10 protein-coding genes and 1 pseudogene are annotated in these 11,624 nt (G+C 63.1%); all 11 read left to right on the top strand.

Translation table 11 applies throughout. The features are described 5' to 3' along the window. The 11 genes and pseudogenes from X738_RS54920 (at position 1) to X738_RS54970 (ending at position 11,545) form a co-directional block, all read left to right on the top strand. Entirely contained in the window at positions 1 to 1,092 is a 1,092-nt protein-coding gene (locus X738_RS54920) for an ABC transporter ATP-binding protein (RefSeq protein WP_023798626.1), read from the top strand. Positions 1,093 to 1,127: 35 nt separating this feature from the next. Continuing rightward, positions 1,128 to 2,240 (top strand): Gfo/Idh/MocA family protein, encoded by a 1,113-nt coding sequence (locus X738_RS54925; protein ID WP_036269638.1) that lies wholly within the window; start codon positions 1,128 to 1,130, stop codon positions 2,238 to 2,240. Positions 2,241 to 2,266: 26 nt separating this feature from the next. Beyond that, positions 2,267 to 3,181, top strand: a complete 915-nt coding sequence (locus tag X738_RS54930; RefSeq protein WP_023798628.1) for a sugar phosphate isomerase/epimerase family protein — start codon at positions 2,267 to 2,269, stop codon at positions 3,179 to 3,181. A 25-nt stretch (positions 3,182 to 3,206) separates the two neighbouring features. Further along, positions 3,207 to 4,148 carry a sugar ABC transporter substrate-binding protein gene (locus X738_RS54935; protein ID WP_023798629.1) on the top strand — a complete coding sequence of 314 codons (942 nt, stop codon included), beginning with the start codon at positions 3,207 to 3,209 and terminating at the stop codon, positions 4,146 to 4,148. A 61-nt stretch (positions 4,149 to 4,209) separates the two neighbouring features. After that, positions 4,210 to 5,214 (top strand): ABC transporter permease, encoded by a 1,005-nt coding sequence (locus tag X738_RS54940; protein ID WP_245277636.1) that lies wholly within the window; start codon positions 4,210 to 4,212, stop codon positions 5,212 to 5,214. Next, complete coding sequence (locus X738_RS54945) at positions 5,211 to 5,993, top strand: ATP-binding cassette domain-containing protein (RefSeq protein WP_023798631.1); 783 nt, start codon at positions 5,211 to 5,213, stop codon at positions 5,991 to 5,993. The genes X738_RS54940 and X738_RS54945 overlap by 4 nt, the downstream gene beginning before the upstream one ends. Positions 5,994 to 6,009: 16 nt before the next feature. Continuing rightward, on the top strand, positions 6,010 to 7,191 hold the full coding sequence (locus tag X738_RS54950) for an aldose 1-epimerase family protein (protein WP_023798632.1): 1,182 nt from the start codon (positions 6,010 to 6,012) through the stop codon (positions 7,189 to 7,191). Between the two features lie 91 nt (positions 7,192 to 7,282). Then, positions 7,283 to 8,421: pseudogene (locus X738_RS54955) on the top strand (fatty acid desaturase family protein). A 42-nt stretch (positions 8,422 to 8,463) separates the two neighbouring features. Next, complete coding sequence (locus X738_RS54960; protein WP_023798633.1) at positions 8,464 to 8,778, top strand: MocE family 2Fe-2S type ferredoxin; 315 nt, start codon at positions 8,464 to 8,466, stop codon at positions 8,776 to 8,778. 37 nt (positions 8,779 to 8,815) lie between these two features. After that, on the top strand, positions 8,816 to 9,616 hold the full coding sequence (locus X738_RS54965) for a 3-methyl-2-oxobutanoate hydroxymethyltransferase (RefSeq protein ID WP_023798634.1): 801 nt from the start codon (positions 8,816 to 8,818) through the stop codon (positions 9,614 to 9,616). A 492-nt stretch (positions 9,617 to 10,108) separates the two neighbouring features. Further along, entirely contained in the window at positions 10,109 to 11,545 is a 1,437-nt protein-coding gene (locus X738_RS54970) for a DHA2 family efflux MFS transporter permease subunit (protein WP_023798635.1), read from the top strand. Positions 11,546 to 11,624: the final 79 nt, after the last annotated feature.

Genomic DNA, 11,624 nt, shown 5'->3' on the forward strand with positions numbered 1-11,624 from the left:
ATGGCCGATATCATCTTCCGCAATGTGACGAAACGCTATGGCGAAACGCTCGCCGTCGACGACGCCTCGTTCACTGTCAACGACAATGAGTTCTTCTGCTTCTTCGGCCCGCCGCTATCGGGCAAGTCGACGGTGCTGCGTCTGGTGCTCGGGCTGGAGACGCCGGACGCCGGCGAAATCCTGATCGGCGGCAGGCCGGTCAACACGGTGTCGCCGGCCGAACGCAATGTCGCCATGGTGTTCCAGAACCTGGCGCTGTTTCCGCATATGAGCGCGCGCGACAATGTCCGCTTTCCCCTCGTCGAACGCCGGGTCGCCGAGGCCGAAATCGAAAAGCGTGTCGCAGACGTCGCGGCCAAGCTGCATATCGGCCACATCCTGCATAAGCCGCCGGCGCAGCTTTCGGGCGGCGAGCGGCAGCGCGTGGCGATCGCTCGGGCGCTGGTGCGCGACCCCAATGCCTATCTGATGGACGATCCGATCTCGGCGCTCGACGCCAGGCTTCGCGAGGAGACTCGCGTCGAGCTGAAGCGCATCCAGCGTGAGCTCGGCAAGACGCTGATTTATGTCACGCATGACCAGGAAGAGGCGATGTCTGTCGCCGACCGTATCGCCATTCTGGAAAACGGCAGGATCAGGCAGACCGGCGCGCCGGCCGAGATCTATGATCGGCCGGCCAGCACCTATGTCGCGCGGCTGCTCGGTTCGCCGATGATGAACATCTTGAAGTCGGTGCGCGGCGCGGAAGGCATGGAGGCGGCCGAAGGCACGATCCGCATCGCGGACAAGGCGGCGCCGGCCGATGCCGTCGAGATTGGGCTCAGGCCGGAAGACATCAAGGTCAGGCCCTGGCAGGATGGGGAAATATCGGATGATGGAATGTCGGTTGGGCGCGCGGGCCGCCCGGCGCGAGTGTTCGAGGTCGAGCCGCTCGGCGGCTACACCGTGGTGACACTCGCCGCCGGGCAGGCGCGTCTGCGGGCACTGCTGCGCGGCCAGCCCGACATCAGGCCGGACGCGATGGTGGCGATATCCTGCGAGCCGGGCAGGGTGCATTATTTTGGGCAAAGCGGGGCAGCGCTGGCACGATGACAGCGGTTCTAAGAAACGAGCTTCGGGAGGATCAGATGGCTGGCGAAGGAATAGCGGGCAAGGACTTCGAGCCGGACGTTAAAGTCCGCACCAGGGAATACAGGATCGGCTGCGTCGGCGCCGGCATGATCATGGCCGAATGTCACCTTGCGGCCTACCAGGAAGCTGGTTTTCCCGTGGTGTCGATCGCCTCCAGGACCAAGGCCAGCGCCGAGAAGGTCGCCAGGCGCTGGGAGATACCGACCGTCCACGACACGCCGGAACAATTGATCGAGGACAAAAATGTCGAGATCATCGACCTTGCGTTTCCGCCGGACCAGCAGCCGGCACTGATCCGCCATGCGCTGAAGCAGCAGCATATCAAGGCGATCCTGGCGCAAAAGCCGCTGGCGCTGTCGCTCGATGAAGCGGTCAAACTGCGTGACGAGGCGGCCAGGGCCGGCAAGATCCTCTCGGTCAACCAGAACATGCGCTACGACCAGTCGATGCGGGTGCTGAAGCAGATCATCGACAGCGGCGCGCTCGGCGACATCGTCTTCGCGCAGATCGACATGCATGCGATCCCGCACTGGCAGACATTTCTCGAGGACTATGACCGGCTGACGCTCGCCAACATGAGCGTCCATCATCTCGACGTGCTGCGTTTCCTGTTCGGCGATCCCGACGAGATCACCACGCTGACCCGCAAGGACCCGCGCACGCGTTTCGACCATTCCGACGGCATCACCGTCTCGACGATGCGATTTCCGTCCGGCGTGCTCGCCGTATCGCTGGAGGATGTCTGGTCCGGCCCGCGCCAGGACGGCTACAGGGACGACCAGCACATCAACTGGCGCGTTGACGGCACCAAGGGCGTCGCCAAGGGCACGATCGGCTGGCCGACGGGTTCGGCCTCAACGCTGACCTATGCCTCGACCGAGACCACCGGCGGCGAATGGGTGACACCCAGCTGGGAGACGATGTGGTTCCCGCATGCCTTCATCGGCGTGATGGAGCAACTCCAGCATGCGGTCAAGACGGGTGAGCCGCCGGCACTTTCCGTCGCCGACAACGCCAAGACCATGGCGCTGATCGAAGCCGGCTATCGCTCGATCGACGAGCGCCGCACGGTCAAGCTGTCCGAAATCTCGATAAACCCAATCAACTGAATCGCTTACAGGGAGGATTTCATATCATGATGCAGGCAGGTATCTTCACGGGCTATTTCCCGTACGGCCTCAAGGAAACCGCGCAGAAGATCCGCGCGCTCGATTTCAACACGGTGCAGCTCGACCTGCATTTCAGGGATATCGACCTGTCGGTCGGGCAGATCACCAAGGAAAAGGCCAGGACAGTTCGCGACACGTTTCGCGACCATAACCTGCCGGTGTGCTGCGTGTCGGGCTACACCAACATCATTCATCCGGACATGGGCGAGCGCGAGAGGCGCGTCGGCTATCTCAAGGAGATCATCCGCAATGCGCGCGAATTCGGCACGCCTTACGTGATCTCGGAAACCGGCACCTACAACACCGAATCCGACTGGGTGCACCATCCCAAGAACAAGACCGAGGAAGGTTTTGAGGAATGCCGCAAGGTCATCGCCGACCTTGCCCAGACCGCCTACGACCACGGCGCGGTGTTCCTGCTCGAAACCTATGTCAACAATGTCGTCGGCTCGGTCGAGGAGACGGTGAAGATGTTCGCGCAGGTCGACCATCCCGGCCTCGGCCTGTTGATGGATCCGACCAACTATTTCGAGACCCATAACATCGACAGGATGGACCAGATCCTGAACCAGGTATTCGACACCCTGACCGACAAGATCAAAATAGCCCACGCCAAGGACGTCAAGCGCTCGGGCGGCGACAAGTCGGAGAAGCACGCCGATATCGGCGACGAGGACGCGCTGGAAAGCCACACTTTTCGCGGTGTCGGCGAGATCGAGCTGCCGGCGCCCGGCCTCGGTTCGCTGAACTACGACCTCTATCTCAAGCGTTTGGCCGAAAAGCACCCGAACATCCCGGTCATCATCGAGCACCTTTCGGAGGACGACGTGCCGCGCGCCAAGAAATTCCTCGACGAGAAATTCCGCGCCAACGGACTGTGACGGCCACAAAAAAGGGAGGAAGAGAATGTTGAGATTCGTATCGAAAATCGCGGCTGCGGCGACCGTGTTCGCCGGTGTTGCACTGGCTGCACCGGCGCTGGCGCAGGATGCTCAGAAGACGTTCTACCTGCTGTCGCATGGCGGCCCGTCGGACGCCTTCTGGATCGACTGGAATGCAGGCGCGACCAAGGCCTGCGACCAGCTCAAGGTGACCTGCAAGATCTCGTTCAGCGGCGGCGACATGGCCGCGCAGAAGGAGGCCTTCAACTCCGCACTTGCCGCCAAGCCGGACGGCATCGCCACCACCTCGGCGCAGCCCGGCCTGTGGACCGATGAGGTCAAGGCAGCCAAGGCGGCCGGCATCCCGATCGTGTTCTTCAATACCGACGATCCGGCGACCGGCCGGCAGGCCTATGTCGGCGCCGACCTCAGGCAAGCCGGCGTCATCTGGGCGAAATATCTGGTCGACCACAAGATGGTGAAGCAGGGCGACAAGGTGTTCCTGCCGGTCGAGGTGCCGGGCGCCAGCTATCAGCAGCTCGAGACCGAAGGCATCGCCAGCGTCTTCGATCCGCTCGGCATCAAGTACGACGTGGTCGATTGCGGTACCGATCCGGCCGGCATCATCGCCAAGATGACCGACTACATGGTCGCCAACAATCCGCCGGCAATCATCGCGCTAGGCGATTCCGTGGCGGCCAGCGTCAAGCGGGTGTTCGACGGCGCCGGCGTGCCGGCTGGCAAGATCCCGGTCGTCGGCTGGGGCAATTCCAGGGAAACCGCCGAAGCCGTCAAGACCGGGTTCGTCAACGCGGCTGCCTGGCAGTTCCCGTCGGCGCAGGGCTTCATGCCGGTGGCGCTGCTCGGGCTTGCCGCCGCGGGCGAACCGATCGGCTACGATATCCACACTTTCAGCCTCTACGACGCATCGAGCGTCGAACCGATCCTGAAACTCTACGACAAGTGATTGAAACTGACGCCCGTTGCGCAGGCGGCGGGCGTCACCCCGAGATATGGTCCAAGCAGTCATGACTATTGCCGCAGAACAGGAAATGCCGCGCTCCAAACGCAGGTCGAGCCTGATCCGCTCGCCGCAATTCTCTTCGCTCGTCATCCTGATTGTCCTGCTGGCGGTGTTCGCGATCGCCGATGCGAACTTCCTGTCGCCGCTCAACATCTCCAACATGATGGCGTTCCTGCCCGAACTCGGCATCATAGCGCTCGGCATGACGCTGCTTCTGACGGCGGGCGAGTTCGACCTTTCGGTCGGCGCCGTGTTCGGTCTGGCGCCGGTCGTCGTCATGCTGCTGGTGCAGAACGGCGGGTTCGATATCGGCATCGCGCTGCTTGCCGGCCTGCTGCTCTGCATAGCGATCGGTGCGGTCAACGGGCTGATCGTCACCAAGATCGGCATCTCCTCGTTCCTGGTGACGCTTTCGATGCTGCTCGTCGTGCGAGGTGCTGCGCTCTACATCACGCAAGGCTTTCCGCTGAAATCCTGGGACCAGCCTGGCTTTTTCGTGACACTGCTGGCCGGCAGCTTCAATATCGGAACGTTCCGTTTCTATACCTCGCTGTGGTGGTTCATCGGCCTGTCGCTGCTGGCGATCTACGTGCTGCGCTACGCCAAGCTCGGCAACTGGATCAGCGCCATCGGTTCGAACCGCAACGCTGCGGTGGCGCGCGGCGTGCCGGCCGATGCGGTCAAGGTCTGGCTGTTCATCCTGACCTCAGTGCTGGCGGGTCTGGCCGGCATGATCAGTGCGTTCCGCATCTCGGCCGCCTCGCCGGTAGCCGGTACCGGATACGAGCTCGAAGTGATCGCCATGGTGGTGGTCGGCGGCACGGCGCTGACCGGCGGGCGCGGCACCATCCTGGGCACCATCGTCGGCGCGCTGATGCTGCGCAGCATCCGCAACGGCATCGTGCTGATCGGCGTGCCCGGCCTCGCCTACAATATCTTCGTCGGCGTCATCATCCTTGCCATGCTCATCCTGCACGCTTTGCTGCAGAAGAACGCCGCCAGGAGCTGACCATGGAAGTGCTTCGGCTGCACAATCTGCAAAAATCCTTCGGCAGCGTCCGCGCCCTGAAGAGCGCCTCCTTCACGCTCAACGAGGGCGAGGTGGTGGCCTTGCTCGGCGACAACGGCGCCGGCAAATCGACGTTGATCAAGGCGATCTCCGGCGTCTTCCCCGTCGACCGCGGTGACATCTATGTGCGCGGCCTAAAAGTCTCGATCCGCTCGACGCGCGACGCGATGGATCTCGGCATCGAGACCATCCACCAGGATACCTCGCTGGCGCCGGATCTGAGCATCGCGCGCAATCTCTTTCTCGGCCGCGAGCCGGTCAATCTGAAATGGCTGGGCGTGTTCGCGCCGCTCGACCTCGCCAAATTGCGCGATGCCGCCGCGGCGCTTTTGAAGCGCGTCGGCATCTCGAAAAAACTCGACGCCGATGCGCTGGTCAGCACGCTATCGGGCGGTGAGCGCCAGTCGATCGCCATTTCGCGGGCCATGCAGTTTGCCGCCAAGGTCATCATCCTCGACGAGCCGACCAACAATCTCGGCGTCGAGGAAACGCACGGTGTGCTGCGTTTCGTCAAGGAGATGCGCGCCGCCGGCCATTCGGTGCTTTTGATCACCCACAACATCCACCACGTCTTCCAGGTCGCCGACCGTGTCATCGTCATGCGCCGCGGCGAGATCGTCGCCGAGCAGACGGTCGCCGATACCGACCTGCTGACGGTGGAGAGCATCATCACCGGCGCCGACATGTCGGCCCTGCTCAAGGAGACGAGAGCGAAGTGAAGGAACTGGCCGTCACATGGTAGAGCTTTACGGCAAGACGCTTTCGCGCCGGCAGGTCTCGGAGCGGTCCGGCATGCTGTCGCAATTCGCCGGCGTGCGGCTGATGACGCTCGGCGACGGGGTGGAGCGCGGCATCCGCATGCTCGAATTCCGCACCGGCTCCGGCCTGCGCTTCACCGCGCTGGTCGACCGGGCGCTCGACATCGCCGATTGCGATTTCAAGGGCCAGGCGATCGGCTGGCATTCGCCGAGCGGCTTTCGCCATCCCGGCCTGCACGAATATGAAGGCGAGGAGGGGCTGGCCTGGGCGCGGTCGTTTTCCGGCCTGCTGCTGACCTGCGGCCTTGACCATATATTGTTCATGAACGAGGTCCCCGCCGACAGCTACAACTATCCACCGAAGAAGACGGTGCGCCATTCGCTGCATGGCCGCGTCAGCACCATCCCGGCGCGATTGACCGGCTATGGCGAGACATGGGACGGCGACCGCTGCGTGCTGTGGGCCGAAGGCATCGTCCAGCAGTCGACGGTGTTCGGCGAGGATCTGCATCTGCTGCGGCGGATCGAGGCCGATGTCGGCAGCAACGAGATCCGGCTTTCGGACCGCGTCGTCAATCACGGTTTTAGCCTCACGCCGCATATGTACTTTTATCACATCAATGTCAGCCATCCGGTGCTCGACGAGGGCTCGCGCTACCTGGCGCCGATCCGCGACGTCGTCTGGGCGGGCCATGCCGGCGAGCGCTATGAGGCGCAGAAGGTCGGCTACCGCACAGCGCCGGCACCGCAATCGGGCTTCACGGAACAGGTCTGGCAGCACGAACTCGGCGCCGACGCCAACGGCGACGTGCCGGTGGCGGTGGTCAACGACCGTCTCGGCCTCGGTCTCGAAGTCGTCACGCGCAAGCACCAGTTGCCTTGCGCCTATGAGTGGCAGAATTTCCAGGCTGGGCATTATGCGCTCGGCATCGAGCCGTCGACGCATCATGTGCTGGGCAATCTGGCAGCGCGCGAACGCGGCGAGATGATCTGGCTGCAGCACGGCGAAAGCCGTTCGTACGATGCGGTGTTTCGGGTTCTCGACGGCGCCGGCGAGATCGCCGGTGCCGAGAGCCGGATCGCAGCGATTGCCAGGCAGCCGCGGGAGGATTATCCGCGGCCATCGGGTCATTTTCCTGTTCTCGGAGGCAGGTCGTGACAATGGCGAAGGCGATGCGAAACACCAGTTGGTTGGCTGGCCTTGGCCGGGGTGGAGAGGGCTCGCGGCGGTTCGGAAATTGGAGGTCACAATGGCTGGCAAGGTGAAGCGCGATTACAGCCTGGTCGGCGAAAGCACGCGGATTGCGATCGAGACCGGGCTAGCCTCGGCAGAGTGGTACCATACCGATGTGCCGCGCAAGACGATGAAGGAACTGATGCAACGTTCCGACAGTCCGGCAATCCGCGACACGGCCATCTGGCTGGGCGCCATCCTGGTCTCCGCCGCCGGCGGCGTTTACTTCTGGGGCACCTGGTGGTGCGTGCCGTTCTTCTTCGTCTATGGCGTGCTCTATGCGTCCGCCAGCGATTCGCGCTGGCACGAATGCGGCCACGGCACGNGTGCCGTTCTTCTTCGTCTATGGCGTGCTCTATGCGTCCGCCAGCGATTCGCGCTGGCACGAATGCGGCCACGGCACGGCTTTCCGCACGCGCTGGATGAATGATGTCGTCTACCAGATCGCCAGCTTCATGCTGATGCGCAACCCGATGACCTGGCGCTGGAGCCATGCCCGCCACCACACCGACACGATCATTGTCGGGCGCGATGCCGAGATCGCCGTGATGCGCCCGCCGGACCTGCTGCGCACCGCACTCGCCTTCACCGGTATCCTCGACTTTCGCAATTCGCTTCCGGCACTGGCACGCCAGGCGTTCGGCAAGCTGTCGCCGGACGAGAAAAGCTACGTGCCCGAGATGGAACAGCACAAGGCCGTCATCGCCGCACGCTGGCATGTCGCCATCTACATCGCCACAATCGTGCTCGCGGTTTTCATGCAGTCGTGGATACCGCTGATGCTGATCGGCGGGCCGCGCCTCTACGGCACCTGGCATATGGTGCTGACCGGCCTGCTGCAGCACATCGGCCTCGCCGACAATGTCGTCGATCACCGGCTCAACTCCAGGACCGTCTACATGAACCCGATCAGCCGGTTCATCTACTGGAACATGAACTACCACGTCGAGCATCACATGTTTCCGATGGTGCCCTANCAGACACGATCTGCCGGAGCCGAACCCATCGATGTGGCATGCCTATCGCGAGGTTTGGCCGGTCCTGCTCAGGCAGCTCAAATACGAGGACTATTTCCTCAAGCGCGAACTGCCGCCGAGGGCCCGGCCCTATCGTGGCGAGTTCCACGAAGTGAACATGTCGGCAGCAGCTGAATAGCACTGCGCAGCACAGCAAGGCGAAATTTCGGGAGAAATAGAGATGGCCGATTGGGTCGAGGCGTGCGCCGTGGACGATGTCGACGAAGAGGATGTCATCCGCTTCGACCATGGCGGCCGCAGCTTCGCAATCTACCGTTCGCCGGATGACGAATTCTTCGCCACCGACGGCTTTTGCACACATGAAAAGGCGCATCTGGCCGATGGGCTTGTCATGGACGACATCATCGAATGTCCCAAGCACAATGGCCGCTTCAACTACAAGACCGGCCAGGCCAAGGGCGCGCCGGTCTGCGTCAATCTGCAGACCTATCCGGTGAAGGTCGAAGCTGGCAAGGTGATGATCCAGATCGCCTGACCGGCCTTCCATTCACGTAACAAAAGGGACCAAATCGATGAGCCGGAAAAGACCGACGGTGGCAGACCTGCGTGCCATGAAGGGCAAGCGGCAATTGACCATGCTGCGGGTGCTGACGATGGACGAGGCCGAGGCCGCCGAACGAGCCGGGGTCGACATTGTCTCGGTGCCGCCGGAACTGGTGCTCGATCCGCAATATCGCGATGCCGCACCCAGCCTGTTCACCATGCCGGGCGACAATTTCTACGAGATCGGCACAGCCGACGATTTCGTCCGCTGGGCGTTCCGGCTCTACAAGGCGAGCGCCGACGCGGTTTATTGCAGCGCCGGCTTTGCCACTGTCAAACGGCTGGCCGATGACAATATCCCGGTGATCGGCCATGTCGGCCTGATCCCGTCGCGCGCCACCTGGACCGGCGGCTTCAAGGCTGTCGGCAAAACCGCCGACAGCGCCATGCAGATTTTCGAGGCAGTCAAGCAATACGAAGCGGCCGGCGCGATCGGCGCCGAGATCGAAGTCGTGCCGGTCGAGGTAGCCAAGGCGATTTCGGAACGCACCTCGCTGATCATGCTGTCGATGGGGGCCGGCACCGGCTGCGACGCGCAATATCTGTTCGCCGACGACATCCTTGGCCAGAACTGTGGCCACATGCCGCGCCATTCCAAGGTCTATCGCAATTTCGCCGCCGAATATGACCGCCTGCAGGCGGAACGCATCGCTGCTTTTTCCGAATATGTCGCCGACGTCAACAGCCTAGCCTATCCCGAAGACAAGCATGTGGTGCATATGGACCCGGACCAGCTCGGTCAGTTCATGGAGAAGATCGACGCCGGATGAGCCGCGCCGGCCAGGACCTGCTGGTGACCTTCTCCCCTTGTTGTGGGAGAAGGTGGATCGGCGCGTAGCGCCGAGACGGATGAGGGGTGCTGGAAGAAACGCGGCGAGGAAAATGTCGTGGAATTTTAGGTGCTTACTTCCTCGATATAGCGATCCTTCCAGCACCCCTCATCCGACCTCGCTTCGCGAGGCCACCTTCTCCCACAAGGGGAGAAGGAGAGGGCGCCGCGCTACACCGGCCGATATACCTTCTCCGCCGTGTTCCAACAGATATCCTGATCCGAACAGGCGAAACGAAATCGCGAGGCGGCAAAAGCTGGTTCGATGGCGAGGTTCAGTCATCGCATAACAGGTCGCGAAACGACACGAAAGTTTGTTGGGCCATGTCTGGACGTCGTCGCCCAAATGCTGTTCAAACCGGTGCGTCATCGATTTGCCGGACAATCGCCTGGTTCCCAGTGGCGCGGGAAAAACTTTCGTACAGTTCTGCGCATGACCGCCATTCCCGAAAACAAAGCCTTGCCCGAAACCGCGACGGCGGCGCGGCAGGCGCGGCGCGTGGCATTGATCGTCGCCGTCGCCTTCTTCATGCAGCTTCTGGATTCGACGATCATCTCGACATCGCTGCCGCAGATGGGAGAATCCTTCGGCGTGCCGGCAGTGACGATGAGCATCGGCATCACCGTCTACATGCTGACCATGGCGGTGTTCGTGCCGCTGTCCGGCTGGCTCGCCGACCGCTTCGGCGCGCGCAACATCTTCCTCGTGGCGATCGCCCTGTTCACGCTGGCCTCGATCGCCTGCGGCATCTCGCAGAACCTGACCCAGTTCGTCGCCGCGCGTGCCGTGCAGGGCCTGGGCAGTGCGCTGATGACACCGGTCGGCCGCATCCTGGTGCTGCGCAACGCCTCGAAGTCCGAGCTTCTCAACGCTACCGCGCTGATCACATGGCCGGCGCTATTTGCGCCGGTGATCGGGCCGGTGCTTGGCGGCTTCATCACCACCTATCTGTCCTGGCACTGGAATTTCTTCATCAACATTCCGCTCGGCGCGGCCGGCCTGGCGCTGGTCGCCCGCTTCATTCCCGGCGACCGCGCTTCCGAAACCAGGCCGCTCGACTGGCCGGGCTTCCTTGTGACCTCGGTCGGGCTCGCCTCGATGCTCTACGGCCTCGAGCGCATCGCCCATCCGCAAGATGGCGCATTGCCGACCGTGGCGCTGCTTGGCGCGGGCGTCCTGATCGGCTGGCTGGCCGTGCGGCACCTGGCGCGCGCCAAAAATCCGCTGCTCGACCTTGCTGCATTCAAAGTGCAGACTTTCGCCATATCGACACTGTCGGCCGGCACCATTTTCCGGGTCTCCATCAACGCCACGCCGTTCCTGCTGCCGCTGATGTTCCAGGTCGGATTCGGCCTGAGACCCGTCGATGCCGGCATGCTGATCCTGGCTTATTTCCTCGGCAATCTCGGCATGAAGACGGTGACGACGCCGACGCTGAAGCGCTTCGGTTTCCGTTCGGTGCTGGTCGTCAACGGCGTGATCGCATCGCTGTCGATCATGGCCTGCGCGGCGATATCGCCGCAGACCCCGCAAGCGCTGGTGGTGGCGCTGATGCTGATTGCCGGGCTGACGCGGTCGATGCAGTTCACCGCGCTCAACACGCTGGCCTTCGCCGATATCGCTTCGGCGCAGCGCAGCTCGGCGGCGACGTTGTCCAGCATGCTGCAGCAGGTGGCGATGGTGTTCGGCGTGGCGGTCGCCGCGGCGCTGCTCAACCTGTCGCAGATCGCCAGGGCCGGGGCGGCGCCCGACCTGGTCGACTTCCGCCTCGCCTTCCTGGCGATCGGCGCCATCGGGCTCGTGGCCTCGTTCCGCTTCCTGGCGCTGCCGCCGGCCGCCGGCGCCGAGGTTTCGGGTCATCGGGCGTGACCTTCTCCCCTTGTGGGGCCCGAAGGGCGGGCGAGGCCCGTGACTCGCCCCGGGTGGTGGATCGGCGCGTAGCGCCGAG

This window comes from Mesorhizobium sp. L48C026A00, assembly GCF_000502375.1.
GTDB classification, from domain to species: Bacteria; Pseudomonadota; Alphaproteobacteria; order Rhizobiales; family Rhizobiaceae; genus Mesorhizobium; species Mesorhizobium muleiense.

Bases quoted from the DNA above. Each gene is read 5' to 3' on its own strand.
- X738_RS54920 (WP_023798626.1), top strand. From the start codon at position 1: ATGGCCGATATCATCTTCCGCAATGTGACGAAACGCTATGGCGAAACG.
- X738_RS54925 (WP_036269638.1), top strand. From the start codon at position 1,128: ATGGCTGGCGAAGGAATAGCGGGCAAGGACTTCGAGCCGGACGTTAAA.
- X738_RS54930 (WP_023798628.1), top strand. From the start codon at position 2,267: ATGATGCAGGCAGGTATCTTCACGGGCTATTTCCCGTACGGCCTCAAG.
- X738_RS54935 (WP_023798629.1), top strand. From the start codon at position 3,207: ATGTTGAGATTCGTATCGAAAATCGCGGCTGCGGCGACCGTGTTCGCC.
- X738_RS54940 (WP_245277636.1), top strand. From the start codon at position 4,210: ATGACTATTGCCGCAGAACAGGAAATGCCGCGCTCCAAACGCAGGTCG.
- X738_RS54950 (WP_023798632.1), top strand. From the start codon at position 6,010: ATGGTAGAGCTTTACGGCAAGACGCTTTCGCGCCGGCAGGTCTCGGAG.
- X738_RS54960 (WP_023798633.1), top strand. From the start codon at position 8,464: ATGGCCGATTGGGTCGAGGCGTGCGCCGTGGACGATGTCGACGAAGAG.
- X738_RS54965 (WP_023798634.1), top strand. From the start codon at position 8,816: ATGAGCCGGAAAAGACCGACGGTGGCAGACCTGCGTGCCATGAAGGGC.
- X738_RS54970 (WP_023798635.1), top strand. From the start codon at position 10,109: ATGACCGCCATTCCCGAAAACAAAGCCTTGCCCGAAACCGCGACGGCG.